Source organism: Streptomyces africanus (genome assembly GCF_030816955.1).
Taxonomy (GTDB): Bacteria; Actinomycetota; Actinomycetes; order Streptomycetales; family Streptomycetaceae; genus Streptomyces; species Streptomyces africanus.
This window is the reverse complement of the sequence record NZ_JAUSYP010000001.1, coordinates 7,247,429-7,269,633: the sequence shown is the minus strand read 5'-3', so window position 1 is coordinate 7,269,633 and position 22,205 is coordinate 7,247,429. Positions and strand designations below refer to the sequence as shown.

Annotated in this window: 21 protein-coding genes; 7 read left to right on the top strand and 14 right to left on the bottom strand. The window is 72.3% G+C overall.

Annotated elements, in window-relative coordinates; translation table 11 throughout:
* Positions 1–84 precede the first annotated feature (84 nt).
* The 3 genes from QF034_RS33405 to QF034_RS33395 all read right to left on the bottom strand — a co-directional run bounded on the left by QF034_RS33405 (position 85) and on the right by QF034_RS33395 (position 2,666).
* Positions 85–675 carry a sugar kinase gene (locus tag QF034_RS33405; RefSeq protein WP_307178419.1) on the bottom strand — a complete coding sequence of 197 codons (591 nt, stop codon included), beginning with the start codon at positions 673–675 and terminating at the stop codon, positions 85–87.
* Entirely contained in the window at positions 672–1,820 is a 1,149-nt protein-coding gene (locus QF034_RS33400; RefSeq protein ID WP_086562791.1) for an ROK family glucokinase, read from the bottom strand. Before QF034_RS33400 ends, QF034_RS33405 begins: the two co-directional genes overlap by 4 nt.
* 108 nt (positions 1,821–1,928) lie before the next feature.
* A complete protein-coding gene (locus tag QF034_RS33395; protein WP_307180034.1) occupies positions 1,929–2,666 on the bottom strand; it encodes a GntR family transcriptional regulator in 738 nt (245 codons plus the stop codon).
* 128 nt (positions 2,667–2,794) lie between these two features.
* Between QF034_RS33395 and QF034_RS33390 the strand changes: the two genes are divergently transcribed.
* Complete coding sequence (locus tag QF034_RS33390) at positions 2,795–3,817, top strand: Gfo/Idh/MocA family protein (protein WP_307178418.1); 1,023 nt, start codon at positions 2,795–2,797, stop codon at positions 3,815–3,817.
* Between the two features lie 19 nt (positions 3,818–3,836).
* Here QF034_RS33390 and QF034_RS33385 read toward each other — a convergent pair whose 3' ends face one another.
* The gene (locus tag QF034_RS33385; RefSeq protein WP_307178417.1) at positions 3,837–4,511 is read right to left on the bottom strand and encodes a response regulator; all 675 of its coding nucleotides are present in this window, start codon (positions 4,509–4,511) and stop codon (positions 3,837–3,839) included.
* Between the two features lie 124 nt (positions 4,512–4,635).
* A complete protein-coding gene (locus QF034_RS33380) occupies positions 4,636–5,910 on the bottom strand; it encodes a sensor histidine kinase (RefSeq protein WP_370880902.1) in 1,275 nt (424 codons plus the stop codon).
* Positions 5,911–6,089: 179 nt separating this feature from the next.
* Here QF034_RS33380 and QF034_RS33375 point away from each other — a divergent pair, with 179 nt between their 5' ends.
* Positions 6,090–6,290, top strand: a complete 201-nt coding sequence (locus QF034_RS33375; RefSeq protein ID WP_307178416.1) for a hypothetical protein — start codon at positions 6,090–6,092, stop codon at positions 6,288–6,290.
* A 43-nt stretch (positions 6,291–6,333) separates the two neighbouring features.
* Here the strand turns inward: QF034_RS33375 and QF034_RS33370 are convergent, their stop codons facing one another.
* Together QF034_RS33370 and QF034_RS33365 are read right to left on the bottom strand one after the other, a co-directional pair.
* Positions 6,334–6,729, bottom strand: coding sequence for a guanyl-specific ribonuclease (locus QF034_RS33370; RefSeq protein WP_307178414.1), 396 nt, complete (start codon positions 6,727–6,729; stop codon positions 6,334–6,336).
* Positions 6,730–6,891: 162 nt separating this feature from the next.
* Positions 6,892–7,518: a dihydrofolate reductase family protein gene (locus tag QF034_RS33365; protein ID WP_307178413.1), complete on the bottom strand. Its 627-nt coding sequence runs from the start codon at positions 7,516–7,518 to the stop codon at positions 6,892–6,894.
* Positions 7,519–7,692: 174 nt separating this feature from the next.
* Here QF034_RS33365 and QF034_RS33360 point away from each other — a divergent pair, with 174 nt between their 5' ends.
* On the top strand, positions 7,693–8,457 hold the full coding sequence (locus QF034_RS33360; protein ID WP_307178412.1) for an SDR family NAD(P)-dependent oxidoreductase: 765 nt from the start codon (positions 7,693–7,695) through the stop codon (positions 8,455–8,457).
* Positions 8,458–8,849: 392 nt separating this feature from the next.
* On the opposite strand, the gene alc is transcribed toward QF034_RS33360, so the two are convergent.
* Positions 8,850–9,965, bottom strand: coding sequence for an allantoicase (gene alc, locus QF034_RS33355; RefSeq protein WP_307178411.1), 1,116 nt, complete (start codon positions 9,963–9,965; stop codon positions 8,850–8,852).
* Positions 9,966–10,002: 37 nt separating this feature from the next.
* Positions 10,003–11,343 carry an allantoinase AllB gene (gene allB / locus QF034_RS33350; RefSeq protein WP_307178410.1) on the bottom strand — a complete coding sequence of 447 codons (1,341 nt, stop codon included), beginning with the start codon at positions 11,341–11,343 and terminating at the stop codon, positions 10,003–10,005.
* 258 nt (positions 11,344–11,601) lie between these two features.
* Between allB and QF034_RS33345 the strand changes: the two genes are divergently transcribed.
* The gene (locus QF034_RS33345) at positions 11,602–12,399 is read left to right on the top strand and encodes an IclR family transcriptional regulator (protein ID WP_307178409.1); all 798 of its coding nucleotides are present in this window, start codon (positions 11,602–11,604) and stop codon (positions 12,397–12,399) included.
* Between the two features lie 627 nt (positions 12,400–13,026).
* Here the strand turns inward: QF034_RS33345 and QF034_RS33340 are convergent.
* Positions 13,027–13,320 (bottom strand): DUF5955 family protein, encoded by a 294-nt coding sequence (locus tag QF034_RS33340; protein WP_307178408.1) that lies wholly within the window; start codon positions 13,318–13,320, stop codon positions 13,027–13,029.
* A gap of 231 nt (positions 13,321–13,551) precedes the next feature.
* Between QF034_RS33340 and QF034_RS33335 the strand changes: the two genes are divergently transcribed.
* Both QF034_RS33335 and aceB read left to right on the top strand, forming a co-directional pair.
* Positions 13,552–14,166 (top strand): nucleotidyltransferase family protein, encoded by a 615-nt coding sequence (locus QF034_RS33335; RefSeq protein WP_307178407.1) that lies wholly within the window; start codon positions 13,552–13,554, stop codon positions 14,164–14,166.
* Between the two features lie 207 nt (positions 14,167–14,373).
* Complete coding sequence (gene aceB / locus QF034_RS33330) at positions 14,374–15,999, top strand: malate synthase A (RefSeq protein ID WP_307178406.1); 1,626 nt, start codon at positions 14,374–14,376, stop codon at positions 15,997–15,999.
* A 1-nt stretch (position 16,000) separates the two neighbouring features.
* Here the strand turns inward: aceB and QF034_RS33325 are convergent, their stop codons facing one another.
* From QF034_RS33325 to QF034_RS33310, 4 genes are all read right to left on the bottom strand, one after another.
* Positions 16,001–16,282 (bottom strand): Rdx family protein, encoded by a 282-nt coding sequence (locus QF034_RS33325; protein WP_307178405.1) that lies wholly within the window; start codon positions 16,280–16,282, stop codon positions 16,001–16,003.
* Positions 16,279–17,193, bottom strand: coding sequence for a HipA family kinase (locus tag QF034_RS33320; protein ID WP_307178404.1), 915 nt, complete (start codon positions 17,191–17,193; stop codon positions 16,279–16,281). Before QF034_RS33320 ends, QF034_RS33325 begins: the two co-directional genes overlap by 4 nt.
* 299 nt (positions 17,194–17,492) lie before the next feature.
* Positions 17,493–17,942 (bottom strand): DUF3618 domain-containing protein, encoded by a 450-nt coding sequence (locus QF034_RS33315; protein WP_307178403.1) that lies wholly within the window; start codon positions 17,940–17,942, stop codon positions 17,493–17,495.
* Positions 17,943–18,211: 269 nt separating this feature from the next.
* Entirely contained in the window at positions 18,212–18,721 is a 510-nt protein-coding gene (locus QF034_RS33310; RefSeq protein WP_307178402.1) for a phosphatase PAP2 family protein, read from the bottom strand.
* A 333-nt stretch (positions 18,722–19,054) separates the two neighbouring features.
* Here QF034_RS33310 and QF034_RS33305 point away from each other — a divergent pair, with 333 nt between their 5' ends.
* Positions 19,055–22,129, top strand: a complete 3,075-nt coding sequence (locus tag QF034_RS33305; protein ID WP_307178401.1) for an FAD-binding and (Fe-S)-binding domain-containing protein — start codon at positions 19,055–19,057, stop codon at positions 22,127–22,129.
* The last annotated feature ends 76 nt before the right edge of the window (positions 22,130–22,205 follow it).

Below are 22,205 nucleotides of genomic sequence, written 5' to 3'. Positions count from 1 at the left end.
GTGTCGGAATCAGTTGTCTCCGACTCTACGGGCGGGGTCTGACAATCGGCCCCGGCGGCCGCGCCGCCCGAGCCGGGCCGCGGGTCAGGGCACGGTCCGGGAGACGACGTACACCCAGGGATACGCCGGGTTGGACAGGTCCACCACCACGTCGTGCGTGGGTGCGGGGTTCTTCTGCCGGTGGACGAAGCCGTACCACGCGTCACCACCGGGACCACCGGGGAATTTCCAGCCGGTGATCTTGCGGTCGCGGGCGCCGATGGTGATGTGCCCCTTCTCCAGGTCGGCCCGGGTCACGCCCAGGCCCGTCAGATAGGCGTCCAGACCGGCCGCGTTGGTCTCGAACTGGGCGTACAGGCGGCTGGTCTTCCAGTTGTTGGTCTCGTAGTACGCCACGTGCCAGGCCGGGTGCGGGACGGGCACCTGGTAGATCCGGCGCTGGAGCTTGGACGGCCAGCCCGCGGTCAGGCCGGTGGCCGAGTACTTCGCCTCCTTGTCCTTGCCGCTGTCCCGGCTCTGGTTCGCGGAGATCACCAGGTAGCCGGCCGGAACGCCGATGAGCAGCACGATGATCAGCAGGGTGAGCGCCCGGCGGCGGATCATGTGGCGGTGGTCCTCGGCCGGGCGCTCCTCGCCGTCCGGCCACGAGCCCTGGTGCGGCAGGGAGGCGGTCACGGCGTCTCCTGGGTGCTGCGGAGGGACTGCGCGTACCGCTCGTAGCGCTCGTAGCGCTCCACGCGGCGGCGCTTGGCGCGCCGGAAACGGCGGGCGACCAGCCGGGCCAGATCGGCGGCGCCGACCATACCGGCCTCGGGGCCGAGCTGGGCCCGGGCGATACGGGCCTCGGGGCGGTAGCCGCGCCCGGTCAGATGCCTGCGGAAGGCGTCGCGCGCGGGGCCGATCAGCAGGTCGTCGGCGGCCGAGACGCCGCCACCGATGACGAAGCAGGAGGGGTCGAGGGCGGCCGCGAGGTTGGCGATGCCGACGCCGAGCCACTGGCCGATGTCCTGGAGCAGCTCGATGCACATGGCGTCGCCCTCGCGGGCCAGCTCGGTGATCATCGGGCCGGTGATGTCGCCGATGTTGCCCTTGACGTGCTCGATGATCCCGTACGCCACCGGCGAGTCGGCCGCGGCCAGCTCGCGCGCCTCGCGGACCAGGGCGTTCCCGGAGCTGTACTGCTCCCAGCAGCCGCGGTTGCCGCACGGGCAGCGGTGGCCGCCGGGCACGACCTGCATATGGCCGAACTCGCCGGCGACGCCATACTTGCCGCGCTTGACCTGCCCGTCCTCCAGGATCGCGCCGCCGATGCCGGTGCCCAGCGTGATCATCACGAGGTGGTCCTCGCCGCGGCCGGCGCCGAAGCGCCACTCGGCCCAGGCGGCGGTGTTGGCGTCGTTGTCCACGAGGACCGGTACCGAGAGCCGGCCCGAGAGGCGGTCGCGGAGCGGTTCGTTGCGCCAGGACAGGTGGGGGGCGAACAGCACGCGGTTGCGGTCGGCGTCGACCCAGCCGGCCGCGCCGATGCCGACGGCGTGCACGTCGTGCCGGTCCGAGAGGTCCAGGACCAGCTCGGCGATGGTGTCCTCGACGACCTTGGGGCTCTTGGACTTGTCCGGCGTCTCCGTGCGGACCTTCTCCAGGATGTTGCCGTCGGCGTCGACGACGCCCGCCATCACCTTCGTACCGCCGATGTCGATGCCGACCGTCGGTACACGGGGTGCCGTCAGGTGTGAGCGGCGCTCCCGGGTGCCGACGGTGCGGAGCACGGTGGCACGGCGGGAGCCGATGGGGGCGGTGAAGTCGCGGTAGGTGCTCATCGTCGCCGATTCTGCCTCACGGGGAGGCAGGGTGCGGAGCAGAGGGGTGGTGCGGATCAGTGCCGACTGCGGGTGCGTGGGGGCCTTTCGCGCAGTTCCCCGCGCCCCTTAAGTACGCACGAGCAACTGGAATTCGAAGGAATAGCGCGTCGGTCGGTACGTGTGCGTGCCGTACTCGACCGCGCGGCCCGTGTCGTCGAACGTGACGCGTTGCATGGTGAGCAGCGGGGCGCCCGCCTCCTCCGCCAGTCGTTCCGCCTCCGCCGTCGTGGCCGCCCGGGCGCCGATCGACTGGCGGGCGCTGTGGAGGGTGATTCCCGCCGCGCGCATCAGGCGGTACAGGCCCGTGGTCTCCAGTTGGGCGGTGTCGAGGGCGATGAGGCCGGGGGGCAGGAAGTTGCAGAGATAGGCCATGGGCTCGCCGTGGGCGAGGCGGAGGCGTTCCACGCGGTGGACGTCGCTGTCCTCGGCGACGCCCAGTGCGGCGGCGACCTCGGCGGAGGCGGGGACGAGCGTGTTGACGAGGACCTTGGTGGCCGGGCGCTGGCCCGCCGCCTCCAGGTCGTCGTAGAGGCTGCTGAGCTCCAGCGGGCGCTTGACCTGGCTGTGCACGACCTGGGTGCCCACGCCGCGGCGGCGGACGAGGAGGCCCTTGTCGACGAGCGACTGGATGGCCTGGCGGACGGTCGGCCGGGACAGGCCGAGCCGGGCGGCGAGTTCGATCTCGTTGCCCAGCAGGCTGCCGGGGGTCAGCGTGCCGTGCTCGATCGCGGCCTCCAGCTGCTGGGACAGCTGGAAGTACAACGGCACGGGAGAGCTGCGGTCCACGCTCAGCTCGAGCTGCACGGTCGGGTCCACTTCTGGTTTCGGCACGGGCCGAGCGTAGCTCCGTGCGTTGTTGACGGGAAGTTGTGTAGTCAGATTGTCCGGACATTCCGATTGACAGGGGCGGGCTGTGCACGCACTTTGTTTCCATGCGCATCGGCGTCATCGGTACGGGCCGCATCGGCAGGATCCACGCGAACACGCTCAGCCGGCACCGCGACGTGGGCTCCCTGATCCTCACGGACGCGGACGCCTCGCGGGCCCAGGAACTGGCGCAGCGGCTGGGCGAGACGGCCGCGCCCGGCGTGGAGGAGATCTTCCGCTGGGGCGTGGACGCCGTGGTGATCACGACGGCGACGTCGGCCCACGCCGAACTGATCGGTCGGGCAGCACGCTCGGGCCTGCCGGTGTTCTGCGAGAAGCCCATCGCGCTGGATCTGCCCGGGACCCTGAGCGCGATCACCGAGGTCGAGACGGCCGGGACGGTGCTCCAGATGGGCTTCCAGCGCCGCTTCGACGCCGGCTACCGGGGCGCCCGCGAGGCCGTGCGCTCCGGCAGGCTGGGGCGGCTGCACACCGTGCGGGCGCTGACCAGTGACCAGACGCCGCCGCCCGCGGCGTGGCTGCCGGTGTCCGGCGGGCTGTACCGGGACACGCTGATCCACGACTTCGACGTGCTGCGCTGGGTGACGGGCCGGGAGGTGGCGGACGTCTACGCGGCCGGGTCGGACGCCGGGCCCCCGATGTTCCGCGAGGCGGGCGACGTCGACACCGGCGCCGCGCTCCTCACCCTCGACGACGGCACGCTCGCCACGGTCACCGGTGCCCGGCTGAACGGGGCCGGCTACGACGTGCGCATGGAGCTGGCCGGGGAGCGGGACCAGATCGTGGTCGGCCTGGACGACCGTACGCCGATCGCGTCCACCGAGCCGACCGGTCCACCCGCCGCGGACAAGCCCTGGACCGGCTTCCTGGAGCGTTTCGGCCCCGCCTACGAGGCGGAGCTGAACGCGTTCGTCGAGGTCGTGCGGGGCGAGCGGGCCAACCCCTGCGACGGGCGCGAGGCCCTTCAGGCGCTGCGCGTCGCCGAGGCGTGCGAGCTGTCGCGCCGGGAGCGCAGGCCGGTGCACCTCGCGGAGATCCCCGGCGGGACCGCCTCCGCCTTCGGATGACGGCGGGGCGGCGGGGCGGTCAGTGGCCCTGTTCCTCCTCCAGGAGTCCCGCGTCGTACGCCAGCAGCGCGATCTGCACGCGGTTGTTGAGGTCGAGCTTGGCCAGGATGCGGGAGACGTGCGTCTTGACCGTGGCGACGCTCATGAAGAGGCCGGTGGCGATCTCGGCGTTGGACAGGCCCCGGCCGACCGCGACGGCGACCTCGCGCTCGCGGTCGTTGAGGGCGGCCATGCGGTCACGCGCATGCGTGCGGCGGGTGTCGGCGGCGGTGCCGACCGCGTGCTGCACCAGCTGACGGGTGACGGTGGGCGACAGAACCGGGTCGCCGGCCGCGACCCGGCGTACCGCCGCGAGGATCTCGGTCGGCGGGGTGTCCTTGAGGACGAACCCGGCGGCGCCCGCGCGCAGCGCCCGCAGGACCTGTTCGTCGGCGTGGAAGGTGGTCAGGACCACCACCTGCGGGGCGTCCTTGCGGGCGCGCAGCCGCTCCGTGGCCGTGAGGCCGTCCACCGTCGGCATCCGGATGTCCATGAGCACCACGTCCGGGCGGGTTCGGTCCACGAGCGCCTCCACCTCGCCGCCGTCGGCCGCCTCGCCGACGATCTCGATGTCGTCGGCTCCGCCCATCATGAAGGACAGTCCGGCCCGCACCAGCGGATCGTCGTCGACGAGGAGCAGTCTGATCGCAGTCATGGGCCTTACGTAATCACGGCAGGGGCGGACGCGGGGCGCGGACGCCGACGCCTGGCACCACCCCCGGCCATGTCAACTCCGTTCAGGGCAGGGGTTCATGAGGAGGGATCCGCGAGGCCGCGCCTCAGCCCCACGGCAGCCACGCCCGTACCTCGAACCCGCCCTCCGGCGTGTGGCCGTGCTCCAGGCGGCCGCCCGCCAGGGTCGCTCGTTCCGTCAGGCCGATGAGGCCCTGGCCGGATCCGGGGACGTGCGGTACCTCGCCGTCGGGGGGCGGGTTGTGCACGGAGACCGTGAGGCCGGTTCCCGGCCCGCCGGTGACGGTCACCGTGACCTCCGTGCCGGGCGCGTGCTTGCGGGCGTTGGTCAGGCCCTCCTGGGCGATCCGGTACGCGGTGCGGCCGACGGAGGGCGGCACGGCGGCGGCGTCGTCGACCCGATGGTCGAGGGCCACCTTCATGCCGGCCTCACGCGACTCGGCGACCAGCGTGTCCAGCGCCGCCAGTGTCGGCTGCGGCCGCCCCGTGTCGTCGGGCTCCCCCGCCCGCAGGACGCCGATGATCTCGCGCAGGTCCTGGAGGGCCTCATGCGCGCTCTCCCGGATCACCCCCGCCGCCCGCGCCGTCTCCGCCGGGGGCGCGTCGGGCCGGAACTCCAGGGCGCCCGCGTGCACGCTCAGCAGCGTCAGCCGGTGCGCGAGCACGTCGTGCATCTCCCGCGCGATGGCCTCACGGGCGAGCCGCTGCGCCTGCTCGGCCCGCAGCCGCGCCTCCGTCTCGGCCCGCCGGGCCTGGTCCCTGAGGCTCACCATGAGCTGCCGCTTGGCCCGTACGAACATGCCCCAGCCGACGATCGCCAGCGTGAGCAGACCAGCGAAGAGCACGCTCACCAGGTACGGGATGTCCGCGTCGGGGCGCAGCCAGTAGTAGAGCGGAACCAGCGCCACGTTGATGCCGCCCACCCAGGCCACGTACCGGAAGGGGCGGTGCACGGCGAGGGTGAACAGGGCGATCAGCCCCGCCCCGCCCGCCGTGTCCGAGACGAAGGTGACGGCGGTCATCGCCACGGCCAGCCCCAGCGGCCAGCGGCGGCGCAGCCAGACGGCCGCGCAGGCCAGCGCCCCGATCAGCTGGTCGACGACGGCCAGCCCTTCCGAAACGTGGGGGTTGTCGGTCAGCGCCTCTATGGCGGCCGCGCCCACCAGCACGGCCAGCACGAAGCAGGAGAAGTCGACGACCCAGTCGCGGGCGGTACGCCGGGGCCGTCGTCCGGCGCGTGCGGCGTCGGGGTCGAGTTCGTGCAGCAGGGCGGAGGGGATGAACCATCTGCGCCCGGTGAACAGCGCAGGTGTCTCGCCCGTCAGCACCGGGGAGGCCTGCACCGCGTCGTCACCACTCACGGTCGACAAATCTACGCAGGGCCGGGCCCGTTCATCGCACCCCGGCCCGAATCGTCGACCAAAGTCACCACGGCGCAGACTTTCGACGGGCCGACCGGGTCCGGACGGGACTTCCGTCCAACGGACGCTCGCCCCGCGGCCGATGTGCGTGGGGGGTCCGCGGGGCGAGGCTGTGGTCCATGAAGCAGGTGCTGGAGATTCTCGGCTTCCTCGCCCTCGTACAGGGCGTGGCGGGCCTGGTGCACGAGTTCACCGACTGGAACTGGGGCGTCGTGCAACGACTGGGGTTCCTCGACGGCTACGAGATCTACGCGAGCGTCGCCCTGCTCGTGCTGGGCATCGCCCTGTTCGCGGCGGCCGGGAGCCGGAAGTCCGCCTGAGGCCCCGGGCGGACTTCCGGCCGGCGTTCACGGACGTGGCCGCTCAGCAGCCGTAGTCGACCAGGTCGAACGACTCGTAGTGGTCGGCCGTGTAGTAGTCCTCCCGGTTCTCCTCACCGGTGACGATGCGCCGCGCACCGCGCGTGGAGGAGCCCGGGGTGATGACCGTGTACTCGTGGTAGTAGCCGGTCGACTGGCTCGGCAGGATGCCTTCCCGGTTCTGGAAGACGGTGCCGTCCTGCTCGAACGGGAAGGGGCCGCCCTGCTCGATCAGGTCGAGCGTGTCGTGGGCCTGGGACGGCAGGTCGCTGTAGCAGATGCTGCCGACGGCGGTGGGGGCCGCGTCGGCGGTGGTGGCGGAGACGGTACCGCCGACGAGGAGCGCGGACAGAAGGGCGGCTGCTGCGCCGAGCCGCGAGGCGCGTGGGGGGAAATTCATGCGCACATGATGACGCGCGTAGACAGTGGCATGTCAATGACAAGCCCGGAGAATTTCCCGTCAAGTCCGATGAGTTTGCGGGAAGTTAACCCGCCCTCCGGCGCCCTCACGCGCTGTCCACGCTGTTCACCAGGGCCGACGAGGACGCGGGGGCGCAGACGGCTACGCGTTCTCCGGCAGCGTGTACTCGCCGTACTGCGGCCGGCCGGCCACGTCGTACGTCCGGATCGAGACGCCCGTGCTGGTGACGCTCTCCCCGGCGTGCCGGAACGCGGTCGGTACGGCGCCCTCCGGGAACAGCCGGAACCCGGTGCCGAGCACGACCGGGAAGGTCAGCAGATGGAGGGAGTCGACGAGGCCGAGCGCCAGCAGGGACCGGACGAGGGCGCCGCTGCCGTGTACCTGGATCTCGCCGTCGGTGCGCTCCTTCAGGGCCGTGACCTCCTTGGCGAGGTCGCCGGTGAGCACGGTGGTGCCCGCCCACCCGGGGTCCTTGAGCGTCGAGGACGGGACGTACTTCGGCAGCGAGTTGAGTTTCGAGGCGACGGGATCGGCGGGGTCGGTGACCTTCGGCCAGAACGTGCTGAAGATGTCGTACGTCCGGCGCCCGATCAGGAAGGCGCGCGGACGGGCGAAGACCTCGCCGACGAACCGGCCGAAGTCCTCGTCGGCGTAGGGGAAACTCCAGCCGCCGTGGGTGAAGCCGCCGCGGGTGTCCTCGTGCGGGCCGCCGGGGGCCTGGTAGACGCCGTCGAGGGTGACGAAGAGGGTGGAGACGAGCTTGCCCATGGCGGGTGCCCTTCTTGTGGGACGGTCAGGGTCTGTTGTCATCGGTTCAGACCCGGTTCGCCCCCGCAACTCATCGCTCGGCCGTACGGCTCCCTTCGGTGCGGGACCGGAGGAGCCCACCTCGACGTCCGTTCACCGCCAGCGTCGAAGCCGTCCCGGCGCTGAGATGGACGCATGACTTCTCAAGGAACTCTCGGCACTTCTCAAGGAACTCTCGACGGCAAGGTGGCTCTGGTGACCGGTGCGAGCCGGGGCATCGGCGCGGCGACGGCCCTGCGGCTGGCCCGGGAGGGCGCGGACGTGGCGGTCGGCTATGTGAACGGCAAGGAGGCGGCCGAGGAGGTCGTACGGGCCGTGGAGGCCCTCGGGCGCCGGGCGGTGGCGGTACGCGCGGACGCGGCGGACGCCGACGAGGCGGCCGGGGCCGTGACCGCGGCGGCCGAGGCGCTGGGCGGCATCGACGTCCTGGTGAACAACGCGGGCGTGGGGGTGCTCGGGCCGCTGGAGACCCTGTCGCTCGCGGACGTGGACCGGGTCCTCGCCGTCAATGTGCGCGGTGTCTTCCTGACGTCCCAGACCGCCGCCGCGCGCATGCCCGAGGGCGGGCGGATCATCACGATCGGCAGTTGCATGGCCCAGCGCGTGCCCGGGCCCGGCGGGACGCTCTACGCGACGAGCAAGGCGGCCCTGGCCGGTATGACCAAGGCCTTGGCCCGGGAGCTGGGCGGGCGCGGGATCACGGCCAACCTCGTCCATCCCGGGCCGATCGACACCGACATGAATCCGGCGGACGGGCCGTACGCGGCCGGCCAGGCGGCCATGACGGCGCTGGGGCGGTTCGGGACGGCGGACGAGGTGGCGTCGATGGTGGCGTATCTGGCGACGGCGTCGTACGTCACCGGTGCGGAGTTCGCCGTGGACGGAGGGCACACGGCATGAGGCAAGGGGCATGAGGAGCAGGGGGCGCACCGGTGCTGTCCGGCCGGTGCGGCCCCTGGCCCCGGGGGCCGGGCCGGGGGCCAGGGGCCCGGGGCCGGGGCCAGGGGCCCGGGGCCAGAGGCCAGAGGCCGGAGCCAGAGGCCAGAGGCCAGAGCCAGAGGCCAGAGGCCGGAGCCAGAGGCCAGAGGCCGGGGCCGGGGCCAGAGGCCAGAGGCCGGGGCCAAGGGCCAGAGGCCAGAGGCCGGGGCCGGGGCCAGAGGCCAGAGGCCGGGGCCAAGGGCCAGAGGCCAGAGGCCGGGGCCGGGGCCAGAGGCCAGAGGCCGGGGCCAAGGGCCAGAGGCCAGAGGCCGGGGCCAAGGGCCAGAGGCCGGAACCAGGAGCCCGAGGCCGGCTCAGACGCCCAGCTCCTGGTGACGTGCCGCGAGGCGCCGGGCACCGTCCTCGGTCAGGGAGCCGAACAGCCGCAGCCGGGAGATGCCGCCGTCCGGGAAGATGTCCACGCGCGCGTGCGTGCCGACGGCCGGGGCCGGGAGGACGAAGCGGTGGTTGGTGTCGGGCTGGAGGCGCGTGCGGGGCAGGATCTCCCGCCACTCGCCGTCCTCGCCGTCGCGCACGGACACCGCGGCCCAGCCGGCGCTGTTGCCCTTGAGGTACGCGGTGTCGATCTCCAGGGCGCGGATCCGGGACTGGGCGGTCAGCCGGTAGCGGATCCAGTCGTGGCCCCGGTCGCGGCGGCGCCGGGTCTCCCAGCCGTCGTCCATCTTGCGGGAGCGGCCCGGCTGGATGGTGTTGGTGGCGGGCGAGTAGAAGAGGTTGGAGGCGTCCTCGACCTGGCCGCCGTTCTCCAGGGCGACGACGTCGAAGGTGCCGAGCGCCTCAAGCCAGGCGGGGTCGGGGACGACCTCGCCGTGGACGCGCAGGCGTGCGATGCCGCCGTCGGGGTGCTGGTTGACCCGCAGGTGGGTGAAGCGCTGCTCGACGGCGACGGCGAAACCGTTCGCCGCGTGGCCGCCGACCGGGGTGCGCGGGACCAGGGTCGTCCACTTCACGTCGTCCCCGAGGAGCTCCTCCGGCGACGGCGAGCCCGGCACGCAGGTGCCCTCGACGGACACGGCCTGCGGGTAGTTGCCGCGGAAGTGCGCGGTGTCGACGACGATCCCCCGCACCACGCCGGGGGCGCCGAGCCGGACCAGTGCCCAGTCGTGGTCCTCGGCGGTCGGCCACGGGTGGTCGGCCAAGGCGCCCCGGCGGCGGCGCGTCTCCCAGCCGTCCATGATCTTGCCCTTGTGCCCGAAGTGCTCGGGGTCGAACTCGGCGCGCCCGGGCACCAGCAGATTCTCGCGCTGGGCGAAGAATTCGTCGTTGGCGGCGATGACACCGGCACCGAGGTGCCGGTCGGCGAGGTCGGCGTACTGGGTGAAGGGGAAGTCGGCGGTGCGGTAGTCCGCGTACGGGTCGCCGCCTCCGTAGGGGTTCGCGTCGCCGGTGAAGCTGGGAATCGCCGTCACGGTGATCAGATCTGCCTTTCGAGGTCCGGGTTGGGATTCAGTCGGTCCGGGTGAGGAGCCGCCCCTTCGGTTCGGTGAACTCGCCGTCCGCGACGATGCGCTGCCCGCGCAGCCAGGTGGACTTCACGACGCCGTGGAGGGTCCTGCCCGCGTAGGCCGTGACGTGGTTGCGGTGCTGGAGGGCCGCCGGGTCGACGGTGAAGGTCTCGTCGGGGGCGAGGACGGCGAAGTCGGCGTCGCGGCCCGCCGCGATGGCGCCCTTGCGGTCGTCGAGCCCGACGAGTTCGGACGTCCGCGTGGACATCCAGCGGACCACGTCCTCCAGTCCGTGCCCGCGCCCCCGCGCCTCGGTCCACACCGCCGCCAGGCTCAGCTGGAGTCCGGAGATGCCGCCCCAGGCGGTCGCGAAGTCGTCGGTCTTCAGGTCGGCGGTGGACGGGGAGTGGTCGGTGACGACGCAGTCGATGGTGCCGTCGGCCAGTGCCTGCCAGAGCAGGTCCTGGTTGGCGGCCTCGCGGATCGGCGGGCAGCACTTGAACTCGCTGGCGCCGTCGGGGACTTCCTCGGCGGTGAGGGTCAGGTAATGGGGGCAGGTCTCGACGGTGACGCGGACGCCCTGCGCCCGCGCCTCGGCGATCATCGGCAGGGCGTCGCTGGAGGACAGGTGCAGGATGTGCACGCGCGCGTGGCGGGCCTTCGCCTCGCGGATGAGCAGGCCGATGGCGGTGTCCTCGGCGTCCCGGGGGCGGGAGGCGAGGAAGTCGGCGTACCTGGGGCCGGGCTGCTGGGGAGCGGAGGCGAGGCGGTGGGGGTCCTCGGCGTGCACGATGAGGAGGCCGTCGAAGGCGGCGATCTCGGCCATGGCGCGGGCGAGCGGCTCCCGTTCGAGGTGCGGGAACTCGTCGACGCCGGACGGCGACAGGAACGCCTTGAAGCCGAAGACGCCGGCTTCGTGCAGCGGGCGCAGGTCCTTGACGTTGTCCGGGAGGGCGCCGCCCCAGAAGCCGACGTCGATGTGCGCCTTGTCGGCGGCGACCTGCTGCTTGGTCCGCAGGTGCGCGACGGTCGTGGTGGGCGGCAGGGAGTTGAGGGGCATGTCGACGAGGGTCGTGATGCCTCCGGCCGCTGCGGCGCGGGTGGCGGTCCAGAAGCCCTCCCACTCGGTGCGGCCGGGGTCGTTGACGTGCACGTGGGTGTCGACCAGGCCGGGCAGCAGGACGTGGTCGCCCAGGTCCTCCAGGCGGGCGGTCTCCGGTACGGGTGCGTCGTACGGGAGGACGGCCGTGATCGTGCCGGCGGCGACCGCGACCGATGCGGCGCGGGTCCCCTCGGGGGTGATGACACGCGTCGAGCGGAGCACCAGTTCAGCGTCGGACACCCGGACCCCTTACCTTCACTTGCTTCCCGTTAACTTCCGCGTAACGGAATTCAACTTTCTGTTGAAGGAGTCTTCACTCCCTCTCCCGCGCCGTCAAGGGCACACTGGACTCCCGTACCCGCCACGCGGCCACTCCTGGACGTTTCCACAAAGCGGAATTACGCTTCCAGCAAGCAGAACGTAGCTACGTACCAGCGGGGAGTCAACCGACTGCCGGGTAGGCTTCAGCTCTTCCGCCAGTCCCGAAAGGAACGCGCCGTGCCGACGTCCAGCGCCAGCACCACCGACTCCGCCCGGTCCTCCGCCAATGGCGGGGTCCAGTCCCTGGAGCGCGCCTTCGACCTGCTCGAACGGATGGCGGACGCGGGCGGCGAGGTCGGCCTGAGCGAGCTGTCCGCGAGCAGCGGGCTGCCGCTGCCGACGATCCACCGCCTGATGCGCACACTGGTGGCCTGCGGGTACGTACGGCAGCAGTCCAACCGCCGGTACGCGCTGGGCCCGCGCCTGATCCGCCTCGGCGAGTCCGCCTCCCGGCTGCTGGGCACCTGGGCGCGGCCCTACCTCGCCCGGCTGGTCGAGGAGACCGGCGAGACGGCGAACATGGCGCTGCTGGACGGGGACGAGATCGTCTACGTGGCGCAGGTGCCGTCGAAGCACTCGATGCGGATGTTCACGGAGGTCGGCCGGCGCGTGCTGCCCCACTCCACGGGTGTGGGCAAGGCCCTGCTCGCCGGTTTCCCGCCGGAGGAGGTGCGCGCCCTGCTGAACCGTACGGGCATGCCCGCCGCGACGGAGAAGACGATCACGACGCCCGACGGGTTCCTCGCGGCACTGGAGGACGTACGCCGCCAGGGCTACGCGATCGACGACAACGAGCAGGAGATCGGCGTCCGCTGCCTGGCGGTCCCGGTGCCCGACTCCCCCACGGCCGCGGCCATCTCCATCTCCGGCCCGGCGGGCCGGGTCACGGAGGCGGCGACGGAGAAGATCGTCCCGGTACTCCAGCAGGTCGCAGGCGAACTCTCCGAGGCCCTGGCCACGCAGAGCCCCGCGTAACGGGCTGCCGCCCCCGCCCGGGCGACCACACGCCGCCACGGAACCGGGCGGATCCGAGGCGCCTCACGCCAGGACCGACGAATTCCGAAGCCGCCGCGACCCGGCCGGCGCATGCCGCGACACCCGCCGACGGGACCGAGCGGGACACCGGGAACACCCTGCGCCGCGCCGGCGAACTGCGCCGCACCTCACGGCACGGCCGGGCGGACACCGCCGCACGCGCTGGTTGGCCCCTGCGGGACACCGGGGCCCCGCGACAAGGCCGACGAACTCCGCGACGCCGGCGGCACGGCCGCCGCAGGCCTGGGCCGTCTGGTCGACGCAGCCCCGCCGCCCCTCTCCGCAGCGCCCCGCGAGCCGACCGCACGGACCCCGGAGCGCGCCGGTCGGACCGGGCGGAGCTCCGAGCCGGAGCGCCCGGCGGCACCGCCGCCGTACGCCGGGCCGTCCTGTCGGCGTGGCCCCGCAGGTGCTTCGCGCCTTGTCGGTGCGGTGGCGCGGTCGGTGCACGCCAGGCTCGTCCGAGGGGCGTGCACCGTCGGCCACTTGGAGACCGAGCAACGCTCGAGGCCCGGATCCAGCTCCCCGGACCTCGCACTCGAGCAACCGTGATCCGACCGCCCGGTCCTACCCCTGCCCCCGCACCGGTCCCCCGAAGAGGTCGACCGCGTGGCGGACCTCCGTCAGTTCCGGGGAGAGCGCGCTCACCGAGCCGATCGCACCTGCGATCAGCAGGAGGGAGCGGCGCAGACGCGGGATCTCGGGAGTGCCGTCGGCCGCCATCGCGTCCAGGGCGGCCAGTTCCTCCTCGGCAATGGTCCGGTCGGCGAATTCACCGGGATGTGCGGCGAGCCGGCGGCGCAGCCGGGCGACGGCGGAGCGCAGCTCCGTCACGCGCGGATCCTCGCCGCCGCCGGTCACAGGCCCCTGCCGCCTCTGCTCAACGCTCCGCAACACAGTCCTCCCCCTCGCACTCCGTCGTGCGCGTGTCCTTCCGACGCGAAGTCCCCCACACCGGGCGCCGGTCGGCCGCCCGGCCGGTCGGTGCGGGCGACAGTAAACGACGCGAGCCGCCAGGCGCCAGTCCATTGCGTCATCGACTTGTTTCGCTGCGTGACTTCTCGGCCCGAGGTCGTGCGGTATGCAGGATTCATGACGACATGGGAGACGCGGAACAGGACGGGTGCGGTTGCCGGGGTGCTGCTGGCCGCCGGTGGCGGGCGGCGGCTCGGCGGGCGGCCCAAGGCACTGCTCACCCACCGGGGGCGTCCCCTCGTGGAGCACGCGGTACGGGTGTTGCGCGAGGGCGGCTGCGAGCGGGTCCACGTCGTGCTGGGCGCGCGGGCGGACGACGTCCGGGCCCGGGCCGTGCTGCCGGGATGCGTGCTGGTCGGCAACCCCGGCTGGGAACAGGGCATGGGGACGTCCCTGCGGGCCGGGCTGGACTCGCTCGCGGGTACGGGCGCGACGGCCGCCCTGGTCTCGCTCGTGGACCAGCCCGGCATCGGCCCGGAGGCGGTGGCCCGGGTGCTCACGGCGTACGAGGACGAGGAGTCACTGGTGTCGGCCGCGTACGACGGGGTGCGCGGCCATCCGGTGCTGTTCGGCGCCGCCCACTGGGCCGGTATCGCCGCGACTGCGACCGGGGACCGGGGGGCACGCGCCTATCTGAAGGAGCACGAGCCGGGGATCACGCTCGTCGAGTGCGGGGACGTGGCCCGGCCCTTCGACATCGACACGGAGGCCGATCTGGCCCACCTTGAGTGAGCGGCGTGGCACGGAGCGCCACCTTTCCTCGACCCGGAGAATCTCGACATCAACAGATGATTGAACTTCCACTATGAGGAAACTAGTATCCACTGTTCAGAAGCGCCCGAGGCCCCCGCGGGTGCCGAACGCCGTATCCGGGAAGACTGGCACCCGGTGCCGAACCGCCGGCTCGTCTTCACAGCTCGCTGAAGGAAGTGACCGTTCATGTCCGCACCAGCGCCGTCCCCGCTGGCCATCGTCGACGCCGAACCCCTGCCCCGGCAGGAGGAGGTCCTCACCGAAGCGGCGCTCGCCTTCGTGGCCGAGCTGCACCGGCGGTTCACGCCCCGGCGTGACGAACTCCTCGCCCGCCGCGCCGAGCGCCGAGCCGAGATCGCCCGCACCTCCACCCTCGGCTTCCTCCCGGACACCGCCGCGATCCGCGCCGACGACTCCTGGAAGGTCGCCCCGTCCCCGGAGGCTCTGAACGACCGGCGGGTCGAGATCACCGGCCCCACCGACCGCAAGATGACCATCAACGCCCTCAACTCGGGCGCCAAGGTGTGGCTCGCGGACTTCGAGGACGCCTCCGCGCCGACCTGGGAGAACGTGGTCCTCGGCCAGCTCAACCTGATCGACGCCTACACGCGGAACATCGACTTCACGGACCCCGGGTCGGGCAAGTCGTACGCCCTGAAGGCGAACGAGGAACTCGCCACCGTCGTCATGCGCCCGCGCGGCTGGCACCTGAACGAGCGTCACCTCGTCGACGCGGACGGCACCCCGGTGCCCGGCGCACTCGTCGACTTCGGCCTGTACTTCTTCCACAACGCCAAGCGCCTGCTGGGCCTGGGCAAGGGCCCGTACTTCTACCTGCCCAAGACGGAGTCGCACCTGGAGGCCCGCCTCTGGAACGAGATCTTCGTCTTCGCGCAGGACTACATCGGCATCCCGCAGGGCACCGTCCGCGCGACCGTGCTGATCGAGACGATCACGGCCGCGTACGAGATGGAGGAGATCCTCTACGAACTGCGCGAACACGCCTCCGGGCTGAACGCGGGCCGCTGGGACTACCTGTTCTCCATCGTCAAGAACTTCCGGGACGGCGGCGCCAGGTTCGTCCTGCCGGACCGCAACGCGGTGACGATGACGGCCCCGTTCATGCGCGCCTACACCGAACTCCTCGTCCGCACCTGCCACAAGCGCGGCGCCCACGCGATCGGCGGCATGGCGGCGTTCATCCCGTCCCGCCGGGACGCGGAAGTCAACAAAGTGGCCTTCGAGAAGGTCCGCGCCGACAAGGACCGCGAGGCGAACGACGGTTTCGACGGCTCCTGGGTCGCCCACCCCGACCTGGTGCCGATCGCCATGGAGTCCTTCGACAAGGTCCTCGGCGACAAGCCCAACCAGAAGGACCGGCTGCGCGAGGACGTCGACGTCAAGGCGGCCGACCTGATCGCGATCGACTCGCTGGACGCCAAGCCGACGTACGCGGGTCTGGTGAACGCCGTGCAGGTCGGCATCCGCTACATCGAGGCCTGGCTGCGCGGCCTCGGCGCGGTCGCCATCTTCAACCTGATGGAGGACGCCGCCACCGCCGAGATCTCCCGCTCGCAGATCTGGCAGTGGATCAACGCGGGCGTCGTCCTCGACAACGGCGAGCAGGTCACCGCCGACCTGGCCCGCAAGGTCGCCGCCGAGGAACTGGCGAACATCAAGGCCGAGATCGGCGGGGAGGCCTTCGCGGCCGGCAACTGGCAGCAGGCGCACGACCTGCTGCTGACGGTCGCCCTCGACGAGGACTACGCCGACTTCCTGACACTCCCGGCGTACGAGCAGCTCAAGGGCTGACTCAGTCCGCGGACGGCTTGTCCGAGTGGCCCAGGGGCTTGCCCGGGGCCACTCGGTCGCGTACGGCCCGCTTCACGGCCGTCGGCTCGGGGAAGCCCTGCTCGCGGCGGTCCCAGACGACCTCGTCGCCGACGCGCACGACGAACACCCCGCCCGTGCCGGGTTTCAGCGCCAGCTCCGTCAGTTCGGACTCGAAGGTCGTGAGCAGCTCCTGCGCCAGCCAGGCCGCCCGGGGCAGCCAGCGGCACTGGGTGCAGTACTCGATCTCGACACGGCCACTCATCCGAGGTGCACCGACCAATCCTGTTCGGCCGCGGGCTTGCCGTGCAGGTCGGGGACCTGCCGGAGCCACGCGGGTCGTCCTTGCTGGTTACGCGCCGCCCGGAGGGCCTCCTCGGCGGCGAGCTCCTCCCGGTCGGGGAAGTCGGTGGGCAGCCAGGCCCCGGAGGCCCGCACGCGCGCGTGGAGGTACGCCACGTACGCCTCGCGTGCCTCCTGCGGGGTGGCGAAGCCCGGCTCGTCCGCGAGCCAGGCGTCCGGGACCTCCGCGAGGATCCGGCGCAGCAGCTCCTCGGTCACCCGGGGAGCGAGCTCGGCGTCGGCGGCCCGGACGTCGGGCCCGTAGTGGCCGAGGGCGTGGTGCCGGAAGTCGTAGGCCTTGGCGGGGTCGGTGCCGTCCCAGCGGTGGTGGAAGACGAGCGCGGCGCCGTGGTCGATCAGCCACAGGCGCGGGGGCGCGACGCCCAGGGTGGGCCAGAGCATCAGGTTGGAGCTGTGGACCGTGCGGTCGACGTTCACGGTCAGGGCGTCGAGCCAGACGATCCTCCCCGCCTCCAGGGGATCGACGGGGAAGACCCGCGCGATCTCCGGCGTGAAGTCCCGGGCGCCCGGCAGGTAGTCCATGCCGAGGTTCACGCCCGCGCTGGCCGCGTGCAGGTCCCGCACCTCCTGATGCGGTTCGTTCCGCGCGATCACCGGGTCGAAGTGCACCAGCACCAGCTCGGGGAAGCGCAGCCCGAGGGCGCGGGCCAGCTCCCCCACGATCACCTCGGCGACCAGCGCCTTGCGGCCCTGCGCGGAGCCGGTGAACTTCACGACGTACGTGCCCAGGTCGTCGGCCTCGACGACGCCGGGGACGGAGCCGCCGGACGTCAGGGGCGCGACGTAGCGGGTCGCGGTGACCTCTCTCAGCATGTCCTCAGGCCGTTCGCCTCTGGGGAGTTTCGACGAGCATGCGGATCTCCTTGTCTCCCCAACAGTCCGTCAATGGCCGTCCGCCCCTTGCTGCCGGCCTCCGGCATGAAGTGAGCATAGTAACCAGGGGTGATCACCGGAGAGCGGGATGCTCCAGCGCATGAAGCACACACCGGGGCGCGGCGGCGCCACGCCGCTTGACGAGACGGCGTGGCGCTGCGGACCGCGTTGATGTGTGATGCGAGATGTCGGGGGCTTTTCAGCCGGGCCAGGCGGCACGTAGTGGTGCTTTCGTCCGCTCACTCTTTCCCGCGGCGGCATGCCAGCCATACGAGTGCGGCACCCACGGCCGCCGCCAGCAGCACGGTTCGGTTGTCCCGCGCCGCCCGCGCACCCTGGGCTGCTTTCTGCCGCACCGGTTCGGGCGCCTTCTCCTGGAGCAGGTGACCGGCCCGGGCAGTCTTGGCCCGGGCCTGTTCGGCGGCGTGAGCCGCCTTGTCCTTCACCGGATCCGGCAGCTTGTCCTGCACCTGGTGTGCGGCCCCAGCCGCCTTGGCCTTCAGCTCCCCGGCCTTCACGGCTGCCTGCTGCTTGACGTCAGCGGCCTTCTCCTGCGCCTTGGCCTTGACATCGGTCTTGGCTGCCGGCGCGTCAACCGTCTGCCCGAGCCCCTGACGGGTCTCCTCGACCTGCTCGCGCAGCTCCTCGGGGCTGGAAGCGGTCTGTTCGTCGTGAGGCGGTTGGGTCATCGTTGTGTACTCTCCTTGCTCTCGGCCACGTCGGCCTTGACGCTGTCGATCGCCTGCTGGGGTGCCGGTGGTGCACCTTCACTGATCGGAGTGCGACTGTGCACTCGACACGACGATCACCTCCCGTCCTTCCTGGTCCGCGCAGGGCGGGCCACGTCGTCGCCCGTCCGCCCGGTGGGGGCGCGAGTACCCCGAACAGGCCGGTAAGGACACCGCCACGACCACCCGTTTGAGAAGCCGTTCGTGTCCTGGCCGGCAGGGGCGCTGCCCTAAGGCCGACGGCGCAGCAGCACGCGTGGGGCGGATCGGGTGAGCCAGGCGGCGAGCAGGCCGATGGCGGCGCCGGTGGCGACATCGCTCGGATAGTGGGCGCCGCTCTGGACACGCTCGACGGACACCATTGCGGCCGGCACCGCGCACAGGGCACCGACCAGCGGCCACGAGGGGGCCACGGCCGCCGTGAACGCGACTGCGGCCGATGTGTGCCCGGACGGGAACGACGACGACTCGGGACGGTCCTCGACCTCGTCGTGCGGGATCCACTCCCTCGGCGGCCGAGGACGCTGGGCCAGTTGCTTGCACACGCCGTTCGCGGCCACCTGGGCCGCGGCCACCGCCGCCAGGCCGGCGGCTGCCGCCGTGCGGCCGCGCCGACCGCCCCGCCATGCCATCAACGCAGCCGCGCCGCACCACAGCTTGGTGCCCTCCGCCATCTCCTCCACCACCGACAGCGCTCCGTGGACGCTCGACGAGGTCCACGCGGCCACGCGCTGCGTCACACGGCGATCAGCCTCACTCACTTCTGCCAGCAAGCCCATGACCTGTGGGTATCCGCCGGATCAGCGGCCACACCCCGAACGAGTTGGTGATCCACAGTTGGACCAGCCCCCCTTGGGGATCTCAGGCGCGCGTCGGCATGCTCTGGACGATCCTGATCGGCGTCGTCGCTCATCGGCACCGGGGCCGGCGGGCCGGGGCGCGATCACGGCGGCACTTGACGACGTACGGGCCTGGCGCCCGGCAAACTCGGGTACCCGTGGGCGGCAGGCGGAGAGCCGCCCGGCGCGACCGGACCTCGCGCACGGTCGGCGGCTCAGGAAGGTGGTTCCCCGATGAGGCGCACCCCTTTCGACGCCTCCGGGGCGGATGTGGCCGGGCTGGCGGCGGCGCTGAGCGAGGAGGTGGACGCCGAGGTCAGGTTCGACGCGGGCAGCAGGGGCGCCTACTCGACCGACGGCTCCAACTACCGGCAGGTGCCGATCGGCGTGGTGGTGCCTCGTACGGTGGAGGCCGGGGCCCAGGCCGTGCGTGTGTGCGCCCGCTTCGGCGCCCCGGTCCTGTCGCGGGGCGGCGGCACCAGCCTCGCGGGCCAGTCGACGAACACGGCCGTGGTGATCGACTGGAGCAAGTACTGCACCAGGCTGGTCTCCGTCGATCCCGGCGCACGGACCTGCGTGGTCGAGCCGGGGATCGTCCTGGACGTGCTCAACCAGCGACTGGCCGGCCACGGGCTGCAGTTCGGGCCGAAGCCCTCGACGCACAGCCACTGCGCCCTGGGCGGCATGATCGGCAACAACTCGTGCGGCGCCTCCGCGCAGGCGTACGGCAAGACCGTCGACAACGTGCGCCGCCTGGAGGTGCTCACCTACGACGGCGTCCGGATGTGGGTCGGGCCGACCTCGCGGGCCGAGCGGGAACGGATCGCCGCGGAGGGCGGCCGGCGCGCCGAGCTGTACGCCGGCCTGGACGACATCGTCACCGGGTATCTCGGCGACATCCGGCGCGGCTACCCGAAGATCCCGCGCCGGGTCTCCGGCTACAACCTCGACTCGCTCCTGCCCGAGAACGGCTTCGACGTGGCCCGGGCCCTGGTCGGCAGCGAGGGCACCCTGGTGACCGTGCTGCGCGCCGAGCTCGACCTGGTGCCGGTGCCCGCGTACCAGTCGCTGCTGGTCCTCGGCTACGACGACATCTGTACGGCCGCCGACGACGTCCCCCGCCTGCTGGAGCACTGCGCCCCCGGCCAGCTGGAGGCCCTGGACGGGCGCATGGCCCAGCTGATGCGCGAGGAGGGCGCCTACCTGGAGTCCCTGGACACCCTGCCGGAGGGCGACAGCTGGCTGATGCTGCAGTTCTTCGGCGACAGCCAGGACGACGTCGACGAGCAGGCGCACGCCCTGCTGGGTGCCGTCGGCCGGACCGAGAAGGACCGCGCCGTCGCCTTCTCCGACGACCCGGAGCGCGAGCAGCGGATGCTCAAGGCCCGTGAGGCCGGGCTCGGCGTCACCGCCCGTCCGCCCGACGACCGGGAGACGTGGGAGGGCTGGGAGGACTCGGCCGTCCCGCCCGAGCGACTCGGCGACTATCTGCGGGACCTGCGGAAGCTGTTCGGGGAGTTCGACTACGACCACCCGTCCCTGTACGGGCACTTCGGGCAGGGCTGTGTCCACACCCGCATCCCGTTCGGGCTGCGGACCACCGAGGGCGTCGCCGGCTTCCGGCGCTTCGTGGAGCGGGCCGCCGACCTCGTCTCCTCCTACGGCGGCTCCCTGTCGGGCGAGCACGGCGACGGCCAGTCCCGGGGCGAGCTGCTCACCCGTATGTTCGGCGAGCGGCTCGTGACCGCGTTCGGCGAGCTGAAGGCGCTGTTCGACCCGGGCAACCGGATGAACCCCGGCAAGGTCGTCGACCCCAACCCGGTCGACGGGCAGCTGCGTCTCGGCTCCTCCTGGCACCCGGCCGCGCCCTCGACGCACTTCGCCTTCCCGGAGGACGACCACTCCTTCGACCGGGCGGTGATGCGCTGTGTCGGCATCGGCAACTGCCGCAGCCACTCCGGCGGCGTCATGTGCCCCTCCTACCGGGCCACGAGGGAGGAGGAGCACTCCACTCGAGGCCGTGCCCGGCTGCTGTTCGAGATGCTCGGCGGCCACGCCGACTCCGCCGTCACGGACGGCTGGCGCTCCACCGAGGTGCGCGATGCCCTCGACCTGTGCCTGGCCTGCAAGGGCTGCAAGTCGGACTGCCCGACCGGCGTCGACATGGCCACCCTCAAGGCGGAGTTCCTCGCGCATCACTACGAGGGGCGGATGCGCCCCGCGGCCCACTACTCCATGGGCTGGCTGCCCGTGTGGGCGCGCCTGTCCCGGATCGCCCCCGGACTGGTCAACAGTGCCCTGCACGCGCCCGGTCTGGCCCGGGCGGGCAAGGGGCTGGCCGGCGTGGACGAGGCCCGTGAGGCACCCGTGTTCGCCCGGCAGTCCTTCCTCCAGTGGTGGCGGCGGCGCGACACCGAGGAGCCCGACCCGGCCGATCCGCGGACCGTGCTGCTGTGGCCCGACACCTTCAGCACCTACTTCCACCCCTCCGTCGCCATCTCGGCCGTACGCATGCTGGAGGACGCCGGTTTCCGCGTCGCCGTGCCCGCCGAGCCGGTGTGCTGCGGCCTGACCTGGATCTCCACCGGCCAACTGCCCCGCGCGCAGAAGGTCCTGCGCCGCACCCTCGACACGCTGCGGCCGCATCTGGAGGCGGGCACCCCGGTCATCGGCCTCGAACCGTCCTGCACCGCCGTCTTCCGCGCCGACGCCCCCGAGCTGATGCCCGGTGACCAGGACGTGCAGCGGCTGGCCCGGCAGGTCCGCACCTTCGCCGAGCAGCTCGTCCAGCACGCGCCCGACGGCTGGCAACCCCCTCGGCTGGCCCGGCCGGCGACGGTGCAGACCCACTGCCACCAGCACGCGATCATGAAGTTCGACGCCGACCGGGAACTCATGCGCCGCGCCCATCTCGAGGCCGACGTCCTCGACGAGGGCTGCTGCGGCCTCGCCGGCAATTTCGGTTTCGAGCGCGGCCACCACGAGGTCTCCCTGGCCGTCGCGGAACAGGGCGTCCTGCCGGCCGTCCGCGAGGCGGCCCCCGGCAGCCTGCTGCTCGCCGACGGCTTCAGTTGCCGCACCCAGATCGAACAGGGTGACACCGGACGGCGTGCCCTGCACCTGGCCGAAGTCCTGGCCCTCGGGCTGGAGGGCACCCTCCCGTCCGAGCGCCCGGAACGCCTCGCCGTGCGCCCCGACCGGCCCTCCCGAGCGGCCCGGTGGACGACCACCGCCGGCGCCACCGCCCTCGCGGCGACCGCCGCGACGGCGGCCGGCCGGGCCGCCCTGCGGTCGCTGCGGCGCGCTTAGGACCCCTTAGTCAGGCCCTGCCGAAGCCGGGCCCCTGTTCTGCGTAATGCCGGGTATGTGCGCGAGGGGCCGCTCA

Bases quoted from the DNA above. Each gene is read 5' to 3' on its own strand.
- QF034_RS33400 (WP_086562791.1), bottom strand. From the start codon at position 1,820: ATGAGCACCTACCGCGACTTCACCGCCCCCATCGGCTCCCGCCGTGCC.
- QF034_RS33390 (WP_307178418.1), top strand. From the start codon at position 2,795: ATGCGCATCGGCGTCATCGGTACGGGCCGCATCGGCAGGATCCACGCG.
- QF034_RS33385 (WP_307178417.1), bottom strand. From the start codon at position 4,511: ATGACTGCGATCAGACTGCTCCTCGTCGACGACGATCCGCTGGTGCGG.
- QF034_RS33375 (WP_307178416.1), top strand. From the start codon at position 6,090: ATGAAGCAGGTGCTGGAGATTCTCGGCTTCCTCGCCCTCGTACAGGGC.
- QF034_RS33370 (WP_307178414.1), bottom strand. From the start codon at position 6,729: ATGAATTTCCCCCCACGCGCCTCGCGGCTCGGCGCAGCAGCCGCCCTT.
- QF034_RS33365 (WP_307178413.1), bottom strand. From the start codon at position 7,518: ATGGGCAAGCTCGTCTCCACCCTCTTCGTCACCCTCGACGGCGTCTAC.
- QF034_RS33360 (WP_307178412.1), top strand. From the start codon at position 7,693: ATGACTTCTCAAGGAACTCTCGGCACTTCTCAAGGAACTCTCGACGGC.
- QF034_RS33335 (WP_307178407.1), top strand. From the start codon at position 13,552: ATGACGACATGGGAGACGCGGAACAGGACGGGTGCGGTTGCCGGGGTG.
- aceB (WP_307178406.1), top strand. From the start codon at position 14,374: ATGTCCGCACCAGCGCCGTCCCCGCTGGCCATCGTCGACGCCGAACCC.
- QF034_RS33325 (WP_307178405.1), bottom strand. From the start codon at position 16,282: ATGAGTGGCCGTGTCGAGATCGAGTACTGCACCCAGTGCCGCTGGCTG.
- QF034_RS33320 (WP_307178404.1), bottom strand. From the start codon at position 17,193: ATGCTGAGAGAGGTCACCGCGACCCGCTACGTCGCGCCCCTGACGTCC.
- QF034_RS33315 (WP_307178403.1), bottom strand. From the start codon at position 17,942: ATGACCCAACCGCCTCACGACGAACAGACCGCTTCCAGCCCCGAGGAG.
- QF034_RS33305 (WP_307178401.1), top strand. From the start codon at position 19,055: ATGAGGCGCACCCCTTTCGACGCCTCCGGGGCGGATGTGGCCGGGCTG.